The sequence below is a fragment of the Haloterrigena turkmenica DSM 5511 genome, from assembly GCF_000025325.1.
Classification (GTDB): domain Archaea; phylum Halobacteriota; class Halobacteria; order Halobacteriales; family Natrialbaceae; genus Haloterrigena; species Haloterrigena turkmenica.
Map to the genome: position 1 here is coordinate 148,112 of NC_013745.1, position 23,335 is coordinate 171,446.

The window sequence follows — 23,335 nt, forward strand, 5'->3', positions numbered from 1 at the left end:
TGGTGAGTTCACGGAACTGTTTCCACCAGCGTCGTGACCTCGAGTTAAGCAATCCACAGGGTACGCAGTACTCGATTTCAACTGAGGTCATACCTATACTCTTCTCAGGGAGGAATCTCCGTAAAGTTAAGACAAGGTGTTCTGACCAGGTTAGCGTGGGCTAACCGATTTCTCATCAGTCAGCGGTTGTGGGTGATTCTCCGCTCATCGACGATAGTTCACGATCCAACGCCCAGCCGAGCACGCCACCGTAGACAAGGTGTAGAACGAACATGGCAACGGCTATTGCCGGCGTGATCGCCGTCCCGAATAGTCCCCAACCGAGGAACGGCAGGAACGTGACTTGCATCAACGCCCAAAGGCCGATACCGAGAGCGAGTCCATTCCGGATTGTCACAGGGCGAGCAATCCATGCGAGAATAGCGCCGAATACGCCCCCATAGCCGAGATGGAGTCCGATCGCGAATGCCATCAGCATCGGCTTCGGAAGATAGCTGCCGAAGAGTTGTGTGACCACCGCTTTTGGGATCGGCTGTGACATCGGGGATGTCCCCGAAACCACTGCGAGAAACATGAGAATGGACATCGCAATTGTCGCGACGACACCGTAGCCGAATCCCGCTCTCAGTCTATGTTGTGTCACACACGAAGAGACCGTGGGCAACTAAATAAGGCTAAGACAAGGTCGGACTGACGGAGTCAACAACCCACACTACGTGAGGGTGACCTAACCAAGTAGTCGATTAGCAGGCTGCCAGACGGCGTCCATATCAGTCTTCAGGGCGAGAAGTGTGAGCGCTCCGAACAACACGCTGAGGTTCTTCCAGTCTGGTCCGACGTACAGTATCGCGACGAGCATCACTGGAATGAGTGACACAGCCGCAAGGCGCTCACCGACGCCAGCCAGCAGCAGGAAAACTACTCCGACTTCGATGATGCCTGCAATGATGACCATCAGTTGAGGGAAGGGTATCCCGACCGCATCGAAGAATGAAACCGAATTCTCGTGGGTGACGAACTTGCTCAGCGCTGGTTTCGCGACGAGTGCGACAAGAACAAGACGAAGACCGCTGTGAATCCACTCCGGGATTGACTGCTGCAGTGACTGAATGCGATCGACAGAGGTGTCTGCCATACTGAGAGGTGTCCAAGACCTCGGATAAGTGTAAGCGAAGCTGGTACTAATGGAGTACTGTTAGCTAAGTGGCTGTGTATCACCTACCGACTCAGGAACGCTGGCTTAGTAGCGGTATACTAATAGCTCCACATCCAGTACCGCTAGCAACGAATGAGTAGAGCACTCGAAGAAGAGGAGTGCGTCGCATCGTGGTGTGCTGATGATGACTGGTGTACCGTGACGTGTACAGCCCATCTCATCGGGAAGAAATGGCATCCGGTTATTGTCCACCGCCTGCTCGAACATGGCCCGCTCGGGTTCAATGCGCTCAAAGACGAAATCGAGTCGATATCCAGTACCGTCCTCTCGAACAGCCTCGAGGATTTGGAAGACAGCGGACTCGTGAACCGAGCGATCGTGAGCGAAAAGCCGTTCCGGGTCGAGTACTCCCTGACTGAACAGGGTTCCTCACTCGAACCCGTGATTAACGCGATGGATGCCTGGGGGGAGGAGCATCTCCAAGAGACATCTTGTAACTGAAATCGATTCTCCCCCTGAGTGTGTCCAGCGGAGGACTGTTCCGAGGAGCTAAATCCTACGGAGGTGTCTGAGACAGCGCTTGCTGCTCGAGCGATGGGCCCATCTGCACCGCCCGGTTGTTCCCGGGAGATCCTGTCGCTGTGAGCGCAGCTGCGAGTCGCAGCCACGGGCCAACTCGGGGGTGAGCGAGTAACTGCGACGGATCCGGTGGCCAGAACAGCACACCACCGAGTGGGTCGTCGGGGTCACCGTATCGCGCTGGCAGGAGGAATGTCTCGAGAAAGGCGTCGGCGGCGTCGAGGAGCGTCTGGTTCTCTTTGAGGACGGTTGGAATAACGGGATCGCGGCGTTCGGAAGTAGTCTGGAACGAGAGCGCCAGACGATATCCGTTCTCGTCAATACGGATGAGATCGAACGCCTCGAGCCGGTTGCGATAGTTCCGTATAGTCTGTGCTGAGACGTCCGCTCGGTCGGCGAGGTCACGCTGTGACAGGCGGTTTTCGGCTGTGAGAAGCGTCTGAACGATTCGGCCAACAGTCGGTGGGAGATCGGAGAGCAACTGGTCGGGATCGAGCATTCCTACTGCGTAGCGGAGTTCGTCTGGCCGGAGCTCACGATGCTTCTCTTCCGCGGCCAGTTGCTGCAGTGCTCGAGCAGTGGCGTATGGTGAGTTGGTCAATGCGTGAAGCAGCGAAACAGCGTCTCGAGTCGGGCGGAGGTTCTTGGCCTGCAGGATCCGCGTTGCAGCCATCGCGTAGCCCGTTCGACCGACCGTCGAGAGGGAGACGTGGACAGCGAAGTCGGGAGCGTCATCAGCAACCGCTGCTGGCCTCTCGAGTGCTTCCTCCAGAGATGGGTGAAGACGGTGGACATCCTCCCCACGAACGACCACGGATCCAATGAGCGTCCCCAGCGGGTCATCTGCGTCAACAGTCGGTGTGAGTGCGGTGCGACGCTTTTCCTCGCGGGACTCGAACAGTTGACGGTACGAGGCAAACACACCGTATTTCCCCTGAACCGCAGCCGAAATATTCATTTGGATTGTGGATACTCTTGGAGTTCACTGCTTTCCTGTACCTACTGTTTGTCGGGTGGTCACAGAGAGGGTATGGGAACTTTCTATGACTCCCTGTGTTCTAGCGTATCACTGAACTCGAGTTCAATCTTGAACTCGACAGCAGTAGGGAACTGTCACCATGTGCAGACCTCAACGGACACCAGAGACGCCCAAACGACTGAAAACAGTAGCTCTGTTAAAATCCTTAACTGAGGACAGGCTTGACACCCTCAGCGATAAGTACAGGTCAAGTAGGTAACGGAGCCGCAATTGATATCACAGGCACTCGTCAAAAACACTGTGCTGAATACAGAGTGTCCATCGGTCATTCCAGTGGATTAGGGGCGACGAATCGTTTCAGGAGTATATTTTCGATGTTAGAAGCTTCAATGGGGTTGGGGAATTTCCCAAAGGCATTCAACAGCACTTGTGTCGATCTCCTCGCGGAGGACGGTATTGGAACTGTGGCGGGACGCGAGCAACCGACGCTCGTTCTGAGAGTGACTAATCTCAGTACCTCACGAAGCGTCCCCATACAACCGTGTCTGAGGTTTGAGTTTTGCGTCGGATCTTAGCGTTGTGATTCGCGGAGGATCAGCGGCTCGATGGCAAGTGTCCGTTTCGCTATGGTGACGATGCGAAGGACATACGAGACGAACAGCATGAATGGAACGAGCGTCACCGCAAACGCACCGCCCACGACGAGGATGATGTGATCGAGACCGAGTGTGCTTCCTGGGAACGTCCCCGCATCGACGATTGCGACCATGATACCTGCAACGGCCAATGCCGGGACGGCAGCATAGAGAATCATCTGAGACAAGTCGATGAGTGCCCACTGGAAGTACAGCGTCTTGATGTGTTCGCGCGCCGGACCAAACAGAGACAGCGCTGTTTTGAGGTCGTCAAGCAAGCCGCGTTCTTCCTCATTGAGGCTCTCTTCGTATTCGTTCGCGAGACGTTCAACTTGGAAGATTTTCCAGCCATAATTGAAATTTAGTGCAGCGAATAACACATCGAACGAGCCGAACTGCGTATCCTCAAGTTGGTCACGCACCGTGTCAGCGTTCCCAGTGACGCTTTCAGCGAATTCATCGACCTCTTCTCGGAGGTTCTCGTTATCATTCTTGTCAATAGACTCTCGAAGAGCCGTCGTCCGTTGTGCCGTGATTCCGAGGATCTGCCGGAGGAATTCGGATGGATCGGCAGGACTCGGAGATCCGATTAATTCTTCAGTAAAGTCCCGGACATCCATCGAACTGGACATACGCTCGCGTTGATCGCCGAGCGGGCCGTTCTCTTGGGAGAGAACGAGCTGACCGATCGTGACGACGAGTGTAGTCCCAGTCACGATGACCGAGATCATCGTCGAGAACATCGTGTCGATCATGTCGCCGGACGCGATTTGCCGTGAAAACGGTGGATCGAGGACAGCGACGGCGATGACGAATGCGACGAACACGGCACTGGTCAGGACGCTGGAGACGAGAAGGCGGTTCGCGCGCAGCAGCAACCAGAGTTTAATCCGACTCTCGCCTGAGCGCTCACGCATCGTGTTGGCCGTACTGATGTCGGTCTCGTCAGTCATACTGGCTCACCCGATTGGGCAGGTCGCTTGAAAACGAGGTACTTGGTGCCGCCTCCCTCGTAGTCGATCGTCTCCACAAACTCCCAGCCCTCTGCACCGAGTTGATTCAACTCTGCTTTCGGATCCTCTGCTTCTTTTTGCGTCTCATCGCGCGGTGGGCGAAGCGTTTCGTACTCCCAGCGGGTCACTTCTGATTCGGACATCACTACTAGTAGGTACTGCAGCCCTCTATACCCCGCTCCACCACCGAGATAGTGGGAACATTCCTGATACGGAATATGGTCTGCTTGGACTCCCAGCTGAATCTCGTCCGCCAGTTACAGCCTGAACCGACGGATGATCATCGATCGGCTCCCGACTCAGACGACTGATTTCGAGTAAACCGTAGCATCGAATATGTTCAGTTCGCGCGTGTAGTTGCCGTTCAGTACAGGCGAAGTAATTACCGGATCGGCTATGACTTCTCTAAATATATCCAAAGTCGTATGATGAATACAAAGGCTGCAGTCAGCACGAAGGGCAGATTCTGTTTAGGTCGAAAGTTGCTCAATTAATCGTTCAAGAGATGTGCTTCTCTACCCGAGTCTCTTCTCCATATCGTTCATGTTTATCACCATAGAGGTTCCGTCTACTGTGATCGGTTTCTGGTGTGTCCCTATCCACTGGTAGCCAACTCGCTCGTAGAACGGGACGGCATTCACTGACGCCTCAACGTAGACCGACTTGATGCTGTGGGACCGGAGGCGCTGATCAATCTCCTCACTCAACGATGTTGCAATGCTTCGGTATTGGTATGTAGGGGCGATGTACAAACAGTCGGCAGGATAGGCAGTGGTTCTCTACAACTCGCTCCCCTCCTCTTGCAAGCCGAAAACGGACAATCAGAACAACTTTCGACGCAGATATGGAGCCACGAGAGTACGCGATTCTCGGCGGTATCGCGCTCTTGACGGTTGCCATCGGTGTCGTCACCACGACGAAGCCACTCAGCATATTCTTCATTGAGAGTCTCCGGCAGTTCCTCTCGACGACTGCATCAATGGTCTGGATCACGTGGTGGGCACTGGTCATTGGATTTGCTATCGCCGGTGGCGTGGAGGCGTGGACCTCCGACGAACAGGTCGCTGATCTCCTCGAAGGGCATAGTCCACGCGAACTCGGCTACGGCTCACTGTTCGGTTTCGTCTCCTCGTCGTGTTCCTACTCGGCGATAGCGACAGCAAAGAACCTCTTCAAGAAAGGCGGGTCGGCCGCCGCGACCCTCGGGGCATTTATGTTCGCCTCGACCAACCTCGTCATCGAGATCGGTGCGGTTATTGTGATACTCCTGGGCTGGCAGTTCTTGGCTGCCGACATCGTTGGTGGGCTCATGCTCATCGGGCTGATGGCCATCGGATTCGTCTACCTCGTACCCAGCGCCGTGGTCGAGCAGGCCCGCGAGAACGTCCTCGACGAGGGTGGAGAGACGGTCCAGGACCCCGTCTGTGGCATGGAGATCGATCCCGAGGAAGCGGACTACTCGACCGAACACGACGGGGAGACCTATTACTTCTGCTCGCAGTCCTGCAAGGAGAGCTTCGATCCAGAGGAAGCTAACACGACCATCCCCGAGCAAGCGACATCGCTGTCTGGGTGGAAAGCGCTGGCGGACAAACAGTGGAAGGAGTGGGGGATGCTCTGGGATGAGATTGCCATCGGCTTCATCTTCGCCGGCCTCATCGCTGGATTCATCCCTGAGCAGGTCTGGACCTCGATCTTCTCAGGTCCGACGTTCGGCCTGCCCGTCTACGTGTTCTGGACGGCAGTGCTGGGTGCTTTCATCGGCGTGGCCACGTTCGTCTGCTCGGTCGGGAACGTCCCGTTCGCTGCGGTGCTGTTCTCGAACGGGTTGCCATTCGGGGCCGTACTCTCGTACATCTACGCAGACCTTATCGTCCCCCCGATTATGGACGCCTACCGCGACTATTATGGGACAACGTTTGCTGCCATCCTCTCTGGGATGATCTTCGGTTCGGCAGTCATCGTTGGGGTGCTCATCCACTTCATCTTCCTTGGGGCAGGCCTCATCCCGTCTGCATCGAGCGTACAGATCGCTGAGGTAAAGATCGAGATGAACTACAAGATGGTACTGAATGTATTCGCCACTGGCCTATTCCTCGTCCTCTACTGGCTACATCGGTCGAGTCCGATGGAGGAAGGGCACGGCGGGAACATGCAGCCAGCCGATTAAGGTTCACACCTCTGGACTTGCTTCCTCCGACTGAGAACCGGTGAAGGTTCTCCATCTGGCACTTTTCACGTCCTACACTGACCGATTATTATCCGTCCCTGGACGACGCTCAAGTGACTCGACGTCTATCGCTCGGTAGTGAGTGTGAGATGTATCCTATGACACGCTTTCTGAAATTTATTCAGCAAATTTGAGATCGCGTTCGAAGCGTGGTGTGACAAAAACCGCACCTCTATCCTACGGAGGTGGCTGAGACAGCGCTTGCTGCTCGAGGGTGGACCCATCTGCACCGTCCGGTTCTTCCCGGTAGATCCTGTTGCTGTGAGCGCAGCTGCTAGTCGCAGCCACGATCCAACTCGGTGATGATCGAGTAATCGCGACGGATCCGGTGGCCAGAACAGTACGCTGCCGAGTGGGTCATCGGGATCACCGTATCGCGCTGGGGGGAGGAGTGTCTCGAGAAATGCGGCGGCGGTGTCGAGGAGCGTCTGGGTCTCCTCGAGGACTGTTGGAACAACTGGATCGCGGCGTTCGGAAGTAGTCTGGACCGACAACGCCAGACGATACCCCATTCTCGTTGACACGGATAAGATCGAGCGCCTCGAGCCGATAGTGCGATCGGTGTCGGTGGGTTTGTCTCACACTGTCGGTCGGACCTCATTGAGAGCGGCGCATCTAGGCAATACTGGGTTCGGAATAGTGGTCTGCAAGGCCCGTTCTGTAGACAACAGGGCTGTAGTTCTGGCCATTCGTGTACAGAACACCGATACGAAAAACCGTGGTCCTCCTGTGGACTCACAGGGTACACCGTTGCTGCAATCTGGAACGAGTTTTGCGGCACCAATCGTCTGCGGTCACGTGGACTCGAATTCACTCATGAACTCGACAGCAGGAGGGGACTGTCAGTCCTGGCGGCCACGGATCACTGAACTCGAGCAACAACACGTGACTGACCATCGTGCGTGTTCCAGAGGGTGTCAGAGACCGATCCGCCTGCCATTCTGTTCACCCATCTGGAGCGAACTATCCGTTCCCGACACTTGCGAACTGAACACACCATAAGAAAGCAGTGAGTATGTGCAAGCATACCAATACGGTTAGACAGTGCCGCTTTCACCCTGAGAGACGGTATTTCAGATGTGATGGATCAGATAGAGGCATTTCGTGTCCTCGCCAGCGCTGATCGTCAGTTGGTACTCCATGAGTTAGTAGAAAGGGATGGAACAACCTGTATAAAGGAACTCTCACGAGAGGTGGCTTCTCGGAGACATCAAATCCCTTCCCAAAAAATCAGCGATACAAAGGTTAAACGCGCCCATATCCGATTGGTTCATGGTTCCCTGCCACTGCTACAAGAGAAAGGAATCATCAACGTGAATCGAGAGGAGAATAAAGTTTCACTCGCCAGTAAACCGGAAGTCGACCAACTGTTTGATGCTGCTGAAGAGTTAGAAAGTTGCCCTCCAGATGAGTTACTGAAACATCCATCTCGTCGTACGTAATTGCCCTGTACTTACCGTTTGTCGGTAGTCACAGAGAGGGTATGGGAATGTTTCTCTGACACCCTGATCCCGCGTATACTGCCTTCTCGAGTGTCCCGTTCACTACCGACATTGATCCCGTCGATCGTCCACGTCGTCTCCTCTATCAGAATCGTCCACTGTCCAACACTCGGATTGATCTCGAGCAGCAGGACCACCGACTGAGAGGAGCCAACCTGACACACTGGAAGGCTGTCATAGAACGGTTTGCGTACCAGTTGCGTTGACCCCAACGAGTGTTACGTACAGGGCAAGGACATACCGATGAGAGTAGCTCTCTCTCAAATTAGGTATCTGAGTTATGTTTACTACTTAATCGCTTCTCTCCCTACTTGTAGTTCGTAACTGGCGCAATATTGTTGCTCATTATTTTGGATGCCCATGTGTATGGGAATTAAGCCTATTAGTAGGAAACCACTACCCGTAGCCGCGATGAACGCCTGTTGCCCCGAATGTGACAGTGGACTGGGTGAATTAGTCGAAAAGTACGTTGTAGAAGGGGCTGCAAAAGCAAGCTTCCAGTGCCAAAGCTGCGAACACGAATGGTCGGTTATATTGTAGCTCCTTCTCAAACCCATTTTGTTTTTATTCCTCGTGCATGATTTCGGCGACCGCATCAATATCGAGGTTTTGAAGAGGTATATCTCTGCCAATTGTGTATTCTGATATTTGCCCACAGTCGTAGCACTCAAGGACGAAATCTGTCTTATGAGCCATCATCCGTGCGCTTTCCTGTCTTTCACAGCTAGGACATGAAAGCCAATCCCGAAACGTGTATCCCATATCTCTCTCAAACGTGTCTATCTATCATGGGTTTAGGGGTGCATTCGATATGCCCACCTACATACCAGCTGATTCACTGAAGTATGGGATGAAACAAATCTTTGAGAAGAACCTCTGACACTCTGCACTGGGGAAAGCCCGGCAGCACAGCGAGCTCGAAGAGAGCGAGCAGCCCGGAACCTGGAGGTGGGTGGGTGATCGTGGGAGGGCGGTACTGTGCGGTGCGGTCCGCCCGTCGTCCCTCCCTCCATACTCACCTCATCTCACCACTCTCGTCCTTCCACTCACTCAAACCGCACCGATTCCCTACCTTCTGTACGGTTTCCGCATCCACGACTTCATTGAACTCCCCCATGCTCGCAGCTGTGCTCGGATCGCTCGTCGCGGATCCTGCCGTAGCACCGCCACTTCCGTATAGTACGATCGCGCCCCTCTCGGCAATTCGTGGAACCGTTCCTGACACTCCAGACACGTGTACTCAAATTCAGCCCGAACTTTGTTCTGGTGCCCCTCGAGCTCACCCGCTTCGCTCTAGTGGAACTCCTCGTACACGAGCTTCTTCGAGACGAACTTGCGACCGTCACACCGCGGACACTGGTCCATCATCAGCGGCTTGTCTGACCCCTGCCTCGAGACAGTACCCGAACTCGTCGATACAACCCTGGCCTGGTCACCCTCACTGCTCACCTCACTATCCTCGGCTAAACTCTCGGCTTCGTCCACTGTGGTATCAGCTTGGTCTGCCTCCAGTTCGTCTTCCTCGCTTGGCGCTGCTCCTTCTCGAACCCAGTCGTCAAATTCCTTGCTCAGGATCTGGTCGTCGTCCTCTGCCTCTTCCGTCTGGTGTTGGTCAGTCCAGCTCATATCCCGCTCACCCCTCTCAAGTGGGCGAACAACACCGCCTCGCGGTCGCCTAACCTGATGTCTTCCCTACCACTCTATGTCCACCACCGTCACGATCGTCCAACCTCACATCTGGCTCCGTTTCCAGTTTGGTCACTCCGAGATCGACAAGCTGGCGTAGCATCCGTCCAAACACCGACTTCGACGAAGACACTCGGCTGATATTACGCACCCCACCGTAACTACGAGAGCATTCCTCAGCTTTGAATAAGAGCGACTGGGAAAGTCATACAGAGTGAGTTGATCGAATCGATGATCTCAAATCCGCTCTAACCAATAGTACACTCCATCTATAACAGTTTTTCAGACAAAATCACATCTGAAGAATGGGATTTCAACAAGACCGATTCAGCAGAATTTGAGCCATTCAGATCCACCGTAGTCTTTGGCATAGCAGGGGTAGTGCACCAGCTCGTCTCACGGATTCAGTATGGTCTTCTCAAAGTGCGGACTTACTACAGAGGTCGCACTCAGCTGCGTGGTGGGCCTGACAAGTGTTTATGCTTAGAGTCTATAAATTAAACCGATAATTCTATGATTCCGACCGATTGGGAATCCGCCATTGATTGATTCACACTGGTACTCAAATGCCATTGATGGCGCAACGATACGTTCACCCACATCTTCAATGGGGAGTAATCCTGAATCCCTCTCCTCAGAGAGTCAGCATACTCATTGACTTTCCGTTGTGCGTATGGAGGCATTCATTGGCATGCCACCAGGGCGGTGATAGCGATGCTTGATCCGGTATTGGCGAGCCGTATCCAGTTTGCTCTCACGGTTATCGTTCACATCATTTTTCCTGTGGTGAGTATGGGGCTTGCGCCGTTCCTCATCTACTTCACGTGGAAAGATATTCGCTCAGATAATGCTGTTTATGAGCAACTACGCCGCTTTTGGACGCGGATTTTTGCCGTGAGCTTTGCCACTGGAACCGTGACCGGGCTCGTGCTTGAGTTCGAATTCGGAACGAACTTTGCTGCCTTCTCGACGACTGCAGGTGAACTGTTTGGTGGGCCACTCGCACTCGAAGGAATGATGGCGTTCATGTTGGAGGCGACCTTTCTCGGTATCTTCGTCTTCGGTCGAGAGCGGGTTTCAGACCGATTGTATTTCTTATCGAGTGTTGCTGTCGGTCTCGGAACGTGGCTCTCAGCAGTTTGGATCCTCATTGCGAACTCCTGGATGCAGACCCCCCGTGGATTCGAAGTGGTGATGGAAGATGGCCAGCCGATCGTCCATCTCGTAGATCCGATAGCAGCCTACCTGAACCCCCGATTTCCGTGGATGTTCGTACATATGCAGAACGCGGCTGTTGAATCAGTAGCTCTTATCATGGCTGGTATCGCTGCGTACTACGTTTTTCGACATCATATCTGGAAATACCCCATTGATAATATCGAATTCTGGGAAAAAACGCTGAAAATCGCTCTCGTTGCCCTGGTCATCACGGCACCACTCCAAGCGATTCATGGCGATCTCTATGCTCGACATATCGTTGAAACGCAACCACAGAAATTCGCTGCAATGGAGGCGATCTGGGAGACTGATTCGTACGTTCCCGAATATATCGTTGCTTTCCCAACAAGTATTCAAGATCTCTTGGACCTACGCGCGAAGGAGATTTTCGGATTCGGAATACCAGGCGGTGCCTCATGGCTTGCCAGCGGCGGTGATCCACAAGCGACGATTCAAGGCCTCAATGAGTTTGAAGGCCCCCAGCCACCTGTTGCCATCGTCTTCTGGTCGTTCCGAATCATGGTTGCTCTAGGGTTCTGGTTCATTCTGCTTGCGTTCTGGGGCGTCTACCGCTGGTGGCGTGGCGAACTGTATGAGGATGATCTTCTCCACAAAGCGCTCATGCTCTCTGCACCGTTAGGACTTGTCGCTGTCGAGCTCGGATGGATCGTTACGGAGGTTGGCCGACAACCGTGGGTCATTCAAGGTGTGATGAAGACAAGCGATAGTGTCTCACCGGGGCTTACGGGTGCCGAGGCGACGGCTACCCTTGTCGGTTTTGCGATCGTGTATCTCTGCTTGTTGACTCTATATACGTATGTTATCGTGCGTATCATCCGTGCCGGTCCACCGGATGGGGACGAACTTACTACGACGGAGAGTTCGTCACCGCCACAATCCGAGGTGAGTATAGATGACTGACGTCGGCACCCTCGCAAGCGACACGCTGTTTGGGCTTCCTCTAGCCGACATCTGGTTTGGACTTGTGTTTTTCATCCTCGGAATGTTCCTCTTTCTCGATGGATTCGATTTCGGTGTCGGAATCCTGTTTGCGACTCGAGACGATAAACACGAGCGCGAGCAGTTGCTCGCAGCCATCACGCCGTTTTGGGACGGTAACGAAGTATGGTTGGTTGTGTTCGGCGGCGCATTGTTTGCAGCCTTCCCAGCCGTGTATGCGAATCTGTTCAGTCGTCACTACTTGCTGATGTTCGCTATTCTTGGGGCACTCATCCTCCGTGGACTTGCACCTGAGATGTACGAACAGCGTGAGGACGAGCCATGGCAAAAGTGGTGGGGGCGAGCGTTCATCGTCGGAAGCTTCACGGCACCGTTTTTCCTCGGAATATTCATAGCGAACTGGCTGCTCGGTACAACGGCCCTTATTACACTGCCAGGAATTGTCGTCGGTCTAATGCTTGTCGCACTGACTGTCGTTGACGGCGTTGCTTTCCTCCGATTAAAGACGCGTAATGAGTTGCGAGACGATGTCCGAACGGACGGATCTCGAGCTCTTGTCCTGTACCTCATACTAGTCGTACTAACACTGGGTGTCGTTTATATTACTGCACCTGAATTGCGATCGGCCTTGCTATCGCCCTTAGTTGTGTGCCTTGTCGTTGTGAATCTCGTTCTTACTGGAATCTATGCGGTAGCAACAAGTTCCAATCGCTACTATGAGGCGTTCGTTGCTAATGCAGGACTCGTTTTTACATTGGTCAGCATTGTTGCCAGTTTGATGTATCCACATATCGATCGTGTTGAAGGGCTGACTGTTGAGGAAGCTATTGTATCAACGTTACCGCTTAACATCATGTCAATTGGAGCGGCGCTTCTGTTGCCGCTGATCTTCCTCTACTTTGGCGTCCTTTACTCAGTGTTCAGTGGTCCAATAAAGGCAGATGAATCATACTAATGACCGAGAATAACAATTCAATCGACGAAGATAGCAATCCGGCCAGTAGCAATGCATCAAAGCCCCGTCTTAGTTCACGAATCTTGATAACATGGATTGAATTGCTGATCATTGGAATCGTCGGTGGTCTATTTGGTGCTACTATTGGCGGAGCTCCAGGATTCATTGTTTATCTTACCACAACCGTGCTCACGGTAGGGATTATTTTCTATAATGTAAACGAACTTATCAGAGACTGGATACAGGCTATCCATGAGACGAACTAATAGGCTTGGAAATACACAAAAAGATGCTGATTAATCTGTTGGAGCCAACTCGAAAAGACTGGCATCTACCAAGGAAGGACGAGCAATTGTCCACTCTACTGACAAAATGAGAATGACCGTGACCGAACTAGTTGGGTGCCGGCTCGAGTGTCCCTCTGGGGTGCCACCTTGCGTGAGGGCAGCCGTACTGTTCAGCAACAGCGGGAGTATCCGCGCCACGCGTGGGACTGTCCACGAGCGACATGGCGCCGCGCCGGCCAACACGAAACAGAGGGGACTGTCAGTGCTGGCGGCCAGCACGTCCTGGACTCCGGCGGCTTCCAGCCGAGTGGACTGTCAGCCCTGGCGACCAGCGGATCACTGAACTCGAGAAACAGTAGGGGACTGTCGATAGCGAGCTCCGGTTCAATGGGACTGTCACCATATGCAGACCTCGACGGACACTAGAGACGTCCAAACGGCTCTATTGAAATCCATAACTGGAGGTAGGCTTGGCATCCTCAGTGATAAGTGCAGATGATCTACTGATTAGCACAAGGCAGGAAAGATCACTCTAAGAACTGTGAATCTATAATGGATTCCACCAGCACGTTATCATTCGAAAATCGAATAGCATCACGATGTGAATCATATGCAACGACACCAGCATCTCGTAATTGTGGGATGTGAACGTGATATAGCGACTGCTGGGTCGTCGTGATCACATCGTCGGGGATTTCTCGTAATCGTGAAGAATTCTCCCGAATTGAAACGTTATTCGCCAGTTCGTGAAGTGTTAGCGCCGTCTGCGCTTCTCGGAGACACAGCACTGCATAGAACCGACGTTCGTGTCCCAGTAACTGTAATGTATCACAGACATCCTCTATTGTGCGCTCTTTGACACTCATCAACCGGATCTTCGTGGAAGAACAGGAAAGAGGCTTGTATGTTCTATAAATAGGTATACATAGACCTAGTAGTGGCGTCCCGTCTTCGCGTTATATGGGGCACAATTTGATCAATTCGCATACTCTATGTAGCAGCTGTTTCAAGTAAAATGGCATCTGAAGAATAGGGTTTTGACAAGACCAAAACAACCAGATTGCGACGGAAATCTGGTGTCTTTCTCGCATGATCTCGAGTGGACTGTCCACCGGCCGATACAGGCCGACTGTCCACCGTTCGCCAGCAGCGGCGGCCGTTCGGTGCGGTGCTGGGCGTTCGGCGCGGTCCTGTCCATTCAGGCATTGGTCGCCAACCCGCTCGTTTAGCTCTTCAAACGTCTGCGGCCGATCCTCACGTTCCTTCTCGGCTCTGATCCACTGGATAGCTGCTGATTTTCCTGTCCGATTTTCGTGCGGATGTGCTGATCGACTCGGGATCTTCGGCAACGTCGGGATCATCCGGCACCACGTCCACACCGAGCCCGGCCTCAACGAGAGCCAGGTCGATATCGTCCTCCCGAACGTCGTCCGGGTCCTCGAGTTCCGGGTGCGTGTCGGCGAGCATCATTGCCGCGATCGTCTCGCGAAACTCTCGATCCTCCGCAAGAGTACGCCGCGACAACACGCGAGATTTTCGACTGCCTACCAGGGAGTTGCGCCAGTCCCACTTCAGGCATTAATGGGCTGGAGTGATTTAGCCACTGACCAGAAATACATCCGGATTTCGGGCACTGCGACCGCAGATGCACTCCGGCAAGCGCATTATCGATAACTAACAGGCCGCTCACTACTCTTGCAGTTCCTGCTGAACTCAGGTCGCAAGTTCGACGCGGATTCCTCGAGATAGAGGTAGTTCGGGTCGCTTCGTACGGATGATGAGTTCGGCGCGTCGGCATCGTTTATCCCAGCTATTCTCCATGAGGCTCGGACCCCGGCTATATATCGTTGGCGCGGGTACCATCTACATGGCTCACGTCCCAGAACTCCCGGAAAAGTACGTTTGCACAGCCTGCCAGACGATGCACGCCGGCACGGTCTCCGAACGAACCGATAGCGGTCACCAGTACGAGGCACCTGCGAAGTGTGGCTGTTGCGGCGAAACGGAGCTGGTCACTGAAAAAGACTGGCCACATTTCACGCAGTAACGATTCTCTCCATTTCCCGATACGAGTCGGTAAATGCGGTTTGTCACTGACAGTACTGCTGTCGGTCAGTTCGCACACGTAATTGCCGTTCAGTACAGGTGAAGCATCTAACGGAGTATCGATCGATTCAGGACTACATCATCCTACTTTTGTCATCACTGAAAAGTCCGACAGAACCTGCTGTCTATCGCTATCGATAGGCGCTTACCGGTCGTGTGAGCGGACAGTCAACTCGTCACCTTCAAACAAAATCCGATAGCGGTCAAAAGTAAAGGAGACGGTGACCTGCTCGGGTTTTTGATCCCGGACGAGCCCATCGAGTGCGTCCGGGTCAACGTGATCGTATAAGGTGGTTTCGAGTTCGGTGGCAAGCTCGGTTGGATCGATACCCGTGACGGTTCCGAGAGCGGTGACTGTGGCGATGCTCGGTGGTGTGTCCGACCAATCGTACGCTCTTTGGAAGTGAATAGTGGTCAAATCAGATCCATGCCCGTCACTCGCTTGGGTGTCCTCACCCATAGTCTGCCTATGCCAATAAACTCCATAAATGCACTGTGATTTTCCGAGTGAAGGCCGATGTGAATTCACGCTGCTTGTTCTTCGTTGAGTCGGCACGTGAAGATCGCCCGGAGGACGACAACGAGACTATTTCGATCGCCTGCGCCCCAGATTGCCGTTTCTTCGATCTCATTAGCGCCGCCAGAACCATTTACGAGAGTACTGACGAGTGCCGTCTTTTTGTCAGTGATCAACAGGCTCCCGGCGGACGTATCCCTCTATTTCTATAAGGTTTCGAATAGTTCGGTTGACGGTACTATTTCCTGAATTTAACCTTGAATATCGTCTGAAATTCCTGCGAGATAGATGTCTACTCCACGGTCATCGGCGGCCTGAAGCTGATCGAGATGTCGTCAGTGAGTAATTCATCGACGGTCATGTAGACGATTTGTTCGTCTGCGTCGGCGAGGGAGGCTCGTTTCTTCAATTCAGAGTAAGGTACGATAGGATCACTCGATTCGGTAAGCAGGTCTGCGAATTAACCGCTAAACGCTGTACGACGTAATCGATCCCCTATGTCTTGGACCGAGTCTATGCCGCCACTTCGATCGACGGCCGAATGGAATGATTGGGCCCTACGAACGAGATTGCGCGACCAATTTTAGAACCCGCGAGTCTCACCCGAGAACCGTCGTCCGTAGAACGAACCAGTCCCCTGGGATGCCAGCCGAACTCGATGAGTGAGAAATAGAATAGTTCTTGAGGGCTCGGAGGGGACGTCTGATGTCACCCGCTCTTCGTTACGCCATGGTTTCGAGACAGCGATCATAAACGGCGTGCAGGCGGGCCCCCATCTCGTCGACGGTGTACCCGGAGACGTGCGCTCGCCCGTCCGATCGGCAATCGCCCGCGAGGACGTCGGCCAGTCGCGGCCGGAGCGCGTCGTCGTCGGCGACCACGTGGGAGTCGGAGATGGGCTCGAGCACCTCGCGGGCGAAGCCGACGTCGCGCGAGACGACCGGGACGTTACAGGCCGCGGCCTCCTTGATCGTCATTGGCCCGCTCTCGTAGCGCGAGGTGATCAGGACGGCGTCGGCAGCGTTCAGGTAATACGGTACCTCCTCGTAGGGCTGGTTGGCGACGGTCCGCAACTGTACGTCGTCGGGGAGTCCGTCCACGACCCATTCGGCCAGCGGATAGTTCTTCTCCTCGCGCGAGGGGGCGTAGGGGAAGAGGATGATCCGCTCGTCGGTCTCCCAGCCGACGCGCTCGCGCGCTTCGTCGCGGGGGATGGGGTGGAACTGCTCGATATCGACCGGGAAGGGGACAACGTGACAGGGTCGATCGACGCGATCGGCCATCGCGTTCGACGGAACGACGACGTGATCAGCGCGCGCGGTGAACCGCCTGATGACGTCGGCGTAGGGGTTGTCGAGATACTCGCCACCCCAGAGCGTACAGACGACCGGGAGGTCGGTCCGCGGCAGCGCCGACGCCGCGACGGCGAACGGAAACGTGAGTCCGTAGTTGGCGTGGACGAGGTCGTAGTCATCGCGCGCCGCTCGGAGCACCTGCGGGAGGTAACGGGCGTAATCGAGCGGCGTCCGCCGCTCGACGTCGTCTTCGCGGGCCCGATGCTCGCTGGGGACCGGCAGCGTCATCACCTCGACGCCGGCACGCTCGAGGGCCGTCATCTGGCTTTGATAGAAGCTGCGCCAGTCGGTGGTAGTGAGACTCAGGACGTGGATCATGGTAGCGTTACTGGGGGACTGGCTGGCCGCGCTCGTCCGCGTCGGGCTCCGACTCGCTCTCCGCCCGCGCGGACGCCTCCGGCGTCGGTTCGTCGATGTCCGCGAGGAGTTGGCTGAGCACGTACTCGGTGACGTCGATCTTCTCCTCGAGCATCGCCTCGCGTCGATCCGCCCAGGTCTCGTCAGCGGTCGGATCGCTGACGATCCGCTCGAGGGTATCGACTGCGTCGCTCTCGCGGCTCATGTGGAACGACCGGACGAGACCGTAGGCCTCGAGTTCCTCGAACTTGCCCATGTCGTCCGCGCCCGCGAACGGGCTGATCCGAACGGTCGGCGTGCCGAGGAGACCGGCCTCGAGGGTGGTCGTCGCGACCTCGCCGACGACGACGTCGGCGAACGCGAGCAGGTGGTGAAACGCCGCCGGCGGCACGGGAAGCGGTTCGGTGCCCTCCGGCAGTGGGCCGTCGCCCTCGTCGGAGACGAACACCCGTCCGTCATCGGCGAGGACGTCGACGATCCGGCGACGCGCCGAGGGAGAGATTCCCTCCTTCCCGACGTCGTGGTTGCCGTTCCACGCACCGAACCGGATGACGGCGTACCGCTCGTCGGGATCGATGTCGTTGCGTCGCAGGATCGACGGGTCCGGCTCGAACCGATCCGGATGGAGGTATGCGAGTTCGTGGTAGCCGGGATAGGTGACGTGACCGTCACCGTAGCCCTCGCGGAAGTTGTCCGGCGTGTAGAGCACGTCCGCGAACGGGAGGGTGAGTCGGTTGCCGCCGTTGATCGCCGTCTCGGTGTCGATGTAGACGTGGCTCTCCGCGTCGACCAGTTCGGCGACGTGCGTCGCGGCGATCCCGTGGCTCGAGACGATGTAGTCCGGATCGATCGCTCGCGCCCGGCGGAGGAGCCGGTACTCGTAGCGCAACTGCGTCAGCCCCAGTCCGAGCCAGCCGTCGGGTTCCCCACAGAGCAGTTCGTGATGGATGTTGTAGGCGTCGAGGAGCTCCCCCGTAACCCCCTTCTCGCGGCCGAACACGTGGACGTCGTGACCCGCGGTCTCGAGGTCGCGGACGACGTGCCTGAAGAGGTGGACGTTCGCCGCGTGCTGGATGGTGATGACTATATCCATCTGTCTTCTGATCGAGACGACTCATATCGGGCGCATTATTACACTCTCTTTAGCGGGGTGACGTTCTCGTCCCGGGATTTTATCGGCGAAACGGTCGCTCGCGAGTGAAATGATGGCCTCGAAACAGTCGCACGCGTAACAAGTGTCCCGATACGGCATCGGGAGGGCGGTATCAGCCGGAGTTACGTACCCGTGCGTAGAGCGTGACGTAGGCGTGAAAGGCAGTGGTTCCTCGTTTCGCCTGTGAGAAGTACAGTGACTCCGTCTCGTCCTCGTCACCGTAGTAGGGATCGAGGTGTAGGTCGTCGCCGACCTACACCGGTCGATCTGGAAGTGTCTCAAGGACATCTCGTTGAAGGAGCGTGTTCCCAACCGCTTCAACGGTATCAAGATCGAACTGATCGGCAAGATATCCACGGACGGTATTGGCGTGGGGCGAGTCGTTCGTTTTCTCGCAGACGTGATTAATCGAGGTCCTCCGTCGTGACCGCTACAGTCTCCCCGAGATCCAGCGAAAATTCCTCATCGAGACTGTTGACGACAAAATTAAGCATGCAGTTCCGGACATATCCGGTGCGCACCAATGACACGTTCCCGGTCCGACTCGAAACCGCGTCCGATGTAGCCGAGGCAATGGTCACTGTCGCCGGTGTTGACCCGTGTGATTCCCAGTACGTGTCTCCTGATCGTGACCAGACACTAACGGTTCAGCCAAGGACAACGGTCATCTTCGAGGTGGATGCGGAACTGCTGAAGCAACAGGGAACTACGCACTGGTACGTTGACGGCGATTACGTCACAACCCCGGCAGGTCCGTGGCCTTCAACGTATTTCGCAGAGATTGGCCGGGAGATCTTCACGCACACGTTTGACTCGGAAGGGACGCACCTCGTAGATACGGCCGTGGTAGCTGACGAGGGGAACTCTGCCTCACGGTGGGAGGTGACGGTGGCTGACAACGGCGCTGCACCGCCAACCGTCAATGCTTCCCGGCCAGCGACCAGTGAACTTGCTGCCGACGAAACGACCACGCTCGAACTTGAGGTCTTGAGCCACAGCACCGAACTGAATCGTGTCGTGTGGTGGATGACGCAGTCGGACGTGATCCTTGATGTCTCCGATATCGAAGGAAGGAGTGACACCGCGTCGGTCACGGTTGATGGTGGCTGCCATACGTGTCAGATTGAGGCGTGGGTGATCGATGAGAACAATATGTTTACGGCGGTGAATCCATGGGTGTTTGAAGGCTTTGACGCGGCTGATGACGGTGGTGGTGGGAACGAGGGCAATGTTGCTGTAAGTATTCAGGGAACGAATAGCCCGGTGACCGGCGGTGAGGTGCTGGAGGTGACTGCTGCAATCGAGAATACGGGGTCGTCGGAGGTGACACGCACGGTTGATCTCGTGGTCGGTGAAGATCCGGAGACCGTGGACAGTCGGACGGTGACGATTCCTGCCGGTGGGACAAAACGGTTCACTCTCGTGTTCGAGACGTATCCGGTGAAGCAGGACGATTCGTTCCCTGTCCGCGTGGAGGCTGAGGGGAGTTCCGATGTACGTACTGTCACTGCGTATGGAACGGAGTCATAGACTACGTTGATCGGACTCCGTCATAGTTGCTGCTTGAGCGGCCGCGACTCTTGGAGTTCGAGGTAGTCGCTATCTTGGATCTCCGCCAGCCGCATCTGGAGATGAATAGGACAGTAATATTGCGTCTGCTGTGACCCGTCGGTGTCTTGGAGGACGACCTGGGTGGTGGCGTTGCGGACGCATTGGTGCCACCAGTCACAGTTCATACTGGTCCTTACTGTCCTATAGGATAATAGCCGGGGAGATTTAGGCGGTCGCTCATCCCGAGGACTCGTAACTTAGGATTCTGCTGAACCAGTTGGTGGAGGCGATGCTATCTGGAATATTGCCATTGAGATGAGCCTAGAGGGCGTCATGGTTCCAGGGACTCTGAGTGATGAATCGCCGGATGCGGTCTTCATGAACATCCATTCGTTTCCCAATGTCACTCAAGGTTTTGTGGCTGCCGGGCCGCACTAACCCCTCAACGTAGGCAAGTGCCATCCGCCACGTATTGGTGGCACGTGCCCACGACGAGCCGTCGGGCCGCGTCGTGAACGCGGCCCGAACTGGGTCAAGAAATCGCCGAATCGCCAACTTTGGATTCCGTATCCGGCAGTTGATTTGGGCCATGCGACCTCAAGGGCGTCCAACGAAGATTGCGGTGCCGATTCAACCGCCGAAGTAGTATGATTCAGTACCAACAAAACGCATTGACCGGCCGAGTTCTTCATCGCCATCACTTCGATACCAACGCCGATCTCGAAACCATGATAAGCCATTATTCAGATTGTCGGTCACACTAGCAGATAGAGTTGAGAAAAAAGTCGAACAGCGGAATCAATCAAATTGGAAGCGATAAATTCGCATATGTAATTACTGTGTGTCATGCCCAGGAATCGATAGAAATGGCTTCTAATTGAAGGATCAGTATTAATCCGTATACTAACGCGGGAACTATGTCCGAGAACCCACTCTTCGAGGGCAGTCGACTACCTCGAGTGCAATTCCTCCGCTTTGTCAATCAGATCCTCGTTGAATTCGTCTCCATTGCGTCCATGGTGAACCCGTCGATGGCAGTTTGGACATAGTGCGATTACATTCTTCGGGTGGTCTGCCCCACCGTTACTGCGTCGGCGAAGATGGTGCACCTCGAGGAAAGATTCTCTATCATCAGTGAGAAACGGGGCATCGTCACTACAGCCTTGACACACACCGTCAGCAACTTGGAGCGCGTATTTTCTCACGACCTCTGACCGCGGATACGTGGTACGAGATCGCGATTCGCTTGTCGTTCGGCCTTCGCCGTTCACACTTGCCTCGGCCTGATCATACAGTTCGCCTACGGAGGAGTGTCGCTCCGAGTCAACGCGACCGTTGATCAGGCACAGAGAGCAGACACCGTTGCAGAAGGCGCACAACGCCCGGATGGACGGTGAGGACTACAATCAACGCTAGATGAGTGAAACAGGCTTCTCGCAGTTGAAGGAAGACGACGGCGAGAAGCTTCGCTCCCGGAGCTGGCACGGCCAGTTCCGGGAGCTGACTCGCAAGTGCATCGTGCATAACCTAACGCAGGCGGCGAGTTAGGGCTCGCCACCTGCTCTCTCTTCTCTAGACGTATCCGGGAGAGGCATCGCCGTCGTCACTGGAACAATGGTATAAGGTGACATAATTATGACCCTTCGGTGAACACCGCTAGCGACAGCTACTGCATCTTCTGACTCCAAGAACCAATCTCTGACGTCGTAAAACCGTGAGTGATCGACACCACCCCGTCGCAGACTTGCGTTCAACAAGGCATCTTGAAACCAACTTCGACAGGTGGTGGCAGGATCGGATATTCAGAGAGCGTCACGATGTAGAAGAGATGACGGTCTAATAGTGGGCGCACAAAGGGGGGAAGATTGAGGATCAGTGCCTATCTATTTGGTCACTCCTGAGTTCTACATAAGAGCGCGCGGTATTAACCAACAAACCGGACGAGTCTTACAGTCTGTTGGTTAATTCGACCGTTATGGTGGAAGGGCGGCAGCTGTACCCACCCATGAAAAGTACCCCTGGAGGTTAATCAGACGGCGAACGTAAGCCAGCCATGGCCGTTCTCATTGGCACTCGTGACGGCGTCTACCGCACAGCAACCGTCCCCGTCGACGACGTCGAACAGGTGCTCGATAGCGGTGATGTCCCCAGAGTCCAGACGTTTCCGGAAGTCGACGGCGTATTCGCGGCCACGAAGACGGGACTGTATCGGTCGATGGATGATGGGCGAACGTGGGAGGGCCTCGGCGTCCCACAGGAGGAGGTGTACTCGGTTGTCGCCAGTCCCGACAGTGAACGGCTCTATGCGGGCACCCATCCTGCGCACCTCTACGTTTCGACTGATCGCGGTGAGACGTGGCGCGAACTCGAGGGCTTTCAGGAGCTTCCGTCGCGGGACGAGTGGCATACGCCGCGCCACCGTAACGAAGCCCACGTGCGGAGCCTCGGCGTGCATCCGGAGACGCCTGACAGAGTAATTGCCGGCGTCGAGGTCGGCGGCATCCACGTCAGCGACGACCAGGGCGAGACGTGGACTGAGCGCCGCGACGGCGTCCATGACGACGTCCATGACGTTCACGTCTACGGGGCGGACGAGTACATTGTCTCATGTGGCGACGGACTCTACCGAACGCGCGATGCTGGACAGTCCTGGACACGACTCGATACGGACCTCGCTCATCGATATTTTCGGGAGGCCTTCACGTTCAATGGCCGACTCTACGCGGCGGCAGCCCGGAGTTCGCCGGGAACGTGGAGCGGCGATACTGGTGCCGACGCAATACTAGTGGAATCAACTGACTTCGGCGAGACCTTTGAGGCTGTCTCGTACCCCGGTGGGCCGGCCGAGGTCATCCTCGCGTGGACTCAAATCGACGGCAATGTGGTAGCAGGCACGAACGAAGGCCGACTTCTCAGCCGCGATGCGGACGGGACGTGGACCGACGCGGGACAAGTGCCAGCTGGGATTCGATCGCTTGCAGAGTAGATCAAAGACGGCTGCACTCACCTATCGCTGTCGAATCTGCATCGGCAGACCGTTCGTGGTCTGCGTGGTGATCTCCGGTTCGATCGTGATCGTGGGATCCTGACCAGCCC

Annotated in this window: 20 protein-coding genes and 2 pseudogenes; 8 read left to right on the forward strand and 14 right to left on the reverse strand. The window is 55.3% G+C overall.

The annotated features are described in order from the left end of the window. Positions 1-175 precede the first annotated feature (175 nt). Complete coding sequence (locus tag HTUR_RS22230; protein WP_343122709.1) at positions 176-643, reverse strand: DUF6789 family protein; 468 nt, start codon at positions 641-643, stop codon at positions 176-178. Positions 644-727: 84 nt separating this feature from the next. Then, positions 728-1,135, reverse strand: a complete 408-nt coding sequence (locus tag HTUR_RS22235; protein ID WP_012945599.1) for a DoxX family protein — start codon at positions 1,133-1,135, stop codon at positions 728-730. Positions 1,136-1,288: 153 nt separating this feature from the next. Here HTUR_RS22235 and HTUR_RS22240 point away from each other — a divergent pair, with 153 nt between their 5' ends. Beyond that, a complete protein-coding gene (locus HTUR_RS22240) occupies positions 1,289-1,657 on the forward strand; it encodes a winged helix-turn-helix transcriptional regulator (RefSeq protein ID WP_012945600.1) in 369 nt (122 codons plus the stop codon). A 55-nt stretch (positions 1,658-1,712) separates the two neighbouring features. Here HTUR_RS22240 and HTUR_RS25970 read toward each other — a convergent pair whose 3' ends face one another. From HTUR_RS25970 to HTUR_RS22260, 4 genes are all read right to left on the reverse strand, one after another. Continuing rightward, on the reverse strand, positions 1,713-2,657 hold the full coding sequence (locus HTUR_RS25970; RefSeq protein WP_226377566.1) for a winged helix-turn-helix transcriptional regulator: 945 nt from the start codon (positions 2,655-2,657) through the stop codon (positions 1,713-1,715). Positions 2,658-3,285: 628 nt separating this feature from the next. Next, positions 3,286-4,302: a hypothetical protein gene (locus tag HTUR_RS22250; RefSeq protein ID WP_012945602.1), complete on the reverse strand. Its 1,017-nt coding sequence runs from the start codon at positions 4,300-4,302 to the stop codon at positions 3,286-3,288. Next, positions 4,299-4,505: a DUF4177 domain-containing protein gene (locus HTUR_RS22255; RefSeq protein ID WP_012945603.1), complete on the reverse strand. Its 207-nt coding sequence runs from the start codon at positions 4,503-4,505 to the stop codon at positions 4,299-4,301. Before HTUR_RS22255 ends, HTUR_RS22250 begins: the two co-directional genes overlap by 4 nt. Positions 4,506-4,877: 372 nt before the next feature. Then, positions 4,878-5,114, reverse strand: coding sequence for a GNAT family N-acetyltransferase (locus tag HTUR_RS22260; protein WP_081443520.1), 237 nt, complete (start codon positions 5,112-5,114; stop codon positions 4,878-4,880). Between the two features lie 92 nt (positions 5,115-5,206). Between HTUR_RS22260 and HTUR_RS22265 the strand changes: the two genes are divergently transcribed. Both HTUR_RS22265 and HTUR_RS25980 read left to right on the forward strand, forming a co-directional pair. Then, a complete protein-coding gene (locus tag HTUR_RS22265; protein ID WP_012945604.1) occupies positions 5,207-6,532 on the forward strand; it encodes a permease in 1,326 nt (441 codons plus the stop codon). 1,142 nt (positions 6,533-7,674) lie between these two features. Then, entirely contained in the window at positions 7,675-8,034 is a 360-nt protein-coding gene (locus HTUR_RS25980; protein WP_081443521.1) for a DUF7344 domain-containing protein, read from the forward strand. Between the two features lie 1,353 nt (positions 8,035-9,387). Here HTUR_RS25980 and HTUR_RS28170 read toward each other — a convergent pair. Then, a complete protein-coding gene (locus tag HTUR_RS28170) occupies positions 9,388-9,720 on the reverse strand; it encodes a hypothetical protein (RefSeq protein WP_012945607.1) in 333 nt (110 codons plus the stop codon). Positions 9,721-10,494: 774 nt separating this feature from the next. Here HTUR_RS28170 and HTUR_RS22275 point away from each other — a divergent pair. Together HTUR_RS22275 and cydB are read left to right on the forward strand one after the other, a co-directional pair. Next, entirely contained in the window at positions 10,495-11,919 is a 1,425-nt protein-coding gene (locus tag HTUR_RS22275; protein WP_012945608.1) for a cytochrome ubiquinol oxidase subunit I, read from the forward strand. Further along, on the forward strand, positions 11,912-12,913 hold the full coding sequence (cydB, locus tag HTUR_RS22280) for a cytochrome d ubiquinol oxidase subunit II (protein WP_012945609.1): 1,002 nt from the start codon (positions 11,912-11,914) through the stop codon (positions 12,911-12,913). Before HTUR_RS22275 ends, cydB begins: the two co-directional genes overlap by 8 nt. 814 nt (positions 12,914-13,727) lie before the next feature. Here the strand turns inward: cydB and HTUR_RS28840 are convergent. The 6 genes and pseudogenes from HTUR_RS28840 to HTUR_RS26000 form a co-directional block, all read right to left on the reverse strand. Then, positions 13,728-14,066 carry a DUF7344 domain-containing protein gene (locus tag HTUR_RS28840; RefSeq protein WP_012945610.1) on the reverse strand — a complete coding sequence of 113 codons (339 nt, stop codon included), beginning with the start codon at positions 14,064-14,066 and terminating at the stop codon, positions 13,728-13,730. A 388-nt stretch (positions 14,067-14,454) separates the two neighbouring features. Then, positions 14,455-14,670, reverse strand: coding sequence for a hypothetical protein (locus HTUR_RS22285; protein WP_012945611.1), 216 nt, complete (start codon positions 14,668-14,670; stop codon positions 14,455-14,457). A 781-nt stretch (positions 14,671-15,451) separates the two neighbouring features. Beyond that, the gene (locus HTUR_RS22295) at positions 15,452-15,766 is read right to left on the reverse strand and encodes a HalOD1 output domain-containing protein (protein ID WP_012945613.1); all 315 of its coding nucleotides are present in this window, start codon (positions 15,764-15,766) and stop codon (positions 15,452-15,454) included. Between the two features lie 779 nt (positions 15,767-16,545). Beyond that, positions 16,546-17,496: a glycosyltransferase family 4 protein gene (locus tag HTUR_RS22300; RefSeq protein ID WP_012945614.1), complete on the reverse strand. Its 951-nt coding sequence runs from the start codon at positions 17,494-17,496 to the stop codon at positions 16,546-16,548. Positions 17,497-17,503: 7 nt separating this feature from the next. Further along, positions 17,504-18,628, reverse strand: a complete 1,125-nt coding sequence (locus tag HTUR_RS22305; protein WP_012945615.1) for a DUF354 domain-containing protein — start codon at positions 18,626-18,628, stop codon at positions 17,504-17,506. Between the two features lie 181 nt (positions 18,629-18,809). Further along, positions 18,810-19,182, reverse strand: a pseudogene (locus tag HTUR_RS26000) (ISH3 family transposase); the annotation flags it as partial. Between HTUR_RS26000 and HTUR_RS22310 the strand changes: the two are divergent. Then, positions 19,181-20,218: a hypothetical protein gene (locus HTUR_RS22310; protein ID WP_012945616.1), complete on the forward strand. Its 1,038-nt coding sequence runs from the start codon at positions 19,181-19,183 to the stop codon at positions 20,216-20,218. The pseudogene HTUR_RS26000 and the gene HTUR_RS22310 overlap by 2 nt on opposite strands. 971 nt (positions 20,219-21,189) lie before the next feature. Here the strand turns inward: HTUR_RS22310 and HTUR_RS28185 are convergent. Further along, entirely contained in the window at positions 21,190-21,510 is a 321-nt protein-coding gene (locus HTUR_RS28185; RefSeq protein WP_318842642.1) for an HNH endonuclease, read from the reverse strand. A gap of 16 nt (positions 21,511-21,526) precedes the next feature. Between HTUR_RS28185 and HTUR_RS22320 the strand changes: the two are divergent. Then, positions 21,527-21,787 (forward strand): annotated as a pseudogene (locus tag HTUR_RS22320) (IS5/IS1182 family transposase); the annotation flags it as partial. A 505-nt stretch (positions 21,788-22,292) separates the two neighbouring features. Continuing rightward, positions 22,293-23,225, forward strand: coding sequence for a WD40/YVTN/BNR-like repeat-containing protein (locus HTUR_RS22325; protein ID WP_012945620.1), 933 nt, complete (start codon positions 22,293-22,295; stop codon positions 23,223-23,225). Positions 23,226-23,335: the final 110 nt, after the last annotated feature.

Bases quoted from the DNA above. Each gene is read 5' to 3' on its own strand.
- HTUR_RS25980 (WP_081443521.1), top strand. From the start codon at position 7,675: ATGGATCAGATAGAGGCATTTCGTGTCCTCGCCAGCGCTGATCGTCAG.
- HTUR_RS22295 (WP_012945613.1), bottom strand. From the start codon at position 15,766: ATGGGTGAGGACACCCAAGCGAGTGACGGGCATGGATCTGATTTGACC.
- HTUR_RS22235 (WP_012945599.1), bottom strand. From the start codon at position 1,135: ATGGCAGACACCTCTGTCGATCGCATTCAGTCACTGCAGCAGTCAATC.
- HTUR_RS22310 (WP_012945616.1), top strand. From the start codon at position 19,181: ATGCAGTTCCGGACATATCCGGTGCGCACCAATGACACGTTCCCGGTC.
- HTUR_RS22305 (WP_012945615.1), bottom strand. From the start codon at position 18,628: ATGGATATAGTCATCACCATCCAGCACGCGGCGAACGTCCACCTCTTC.
- HTUR_RS28840 (WP_012945610.1), bottom strand. From the start codon at position 14,066: ATGAGTGTCAAAGAGCGCACAATAGAGGATGTCTGTGATACATTACAG.
- cydB (WP_012945609.1), top strand. From the start codon at position 11,912: ATGACTGACGTCGGCACCCTCGCAAGCGACACGCTGTTTGGGCTTCCT.
- HTUR_RS22255 (WP_012945603.1), bottom strand. From the start codon at position 4,505: ATGTCCGAATCAGAAGTGACCCGCTGGGAGTACGAAACGCTTCGCCCA.
- HTUR_RS22250 (WP_012945602.1), bottom strand. From the start codon at position 4,302: ATGACTGACGAGACCGACATCAGTACGGCCAACACGATGCGTGAGCGC.
- HTUR_RS22300 (WP_012945614.1), bottom strand. From the start codon at position 17,496: ATGATCCACGTCCTGAGTCTCACTACCACCGACTGGCGCAGCTTCTAT.
- HTUR_RS22285 (WP_012945611.1), bottom strand. From the start codon at position 14,670: ATGATGCTCGCCGACACGCACCCGGAACTCGAGGACCCGGACGACGTT.
- HTUR_RS22265 (WP_012945604.1), top strand. From the start codon at position 5,207: ATGGAGCCACGAGAGTACGCGATTCTCGGCGGTATCGCGCTCTTGACG.
- HTUR_RS22325 (WP_012945620.1), top strand. From the start codon at position 22,293: ATGGCCGTTCTCATTGGCACTCGTGACGGCGTCTACCGCACAGCAACC.
- HTUR_RS28170 (WP_012945607.1), bottom strand. From the start codon at position 9,720: ATGAGCTGGACTGACCAACACCAGACGGAAGAGGCAGAGGACGACGAC.
- HTUR_RS22275 (WP_012945608.1), top strand. From the start codon at position 10,495: ATGCTTGATCCGGTATTGGCGAGCCGTATCCAGTTTGCTCTCACGGTT.
- HTUR_RS22240 (WP_012945600.1), top strand. From the start codon at position 1,289: ATGAGTAGAGCACTCGAAGAAGAGGAGTGCGTCGCATCGTGGTGTGCT.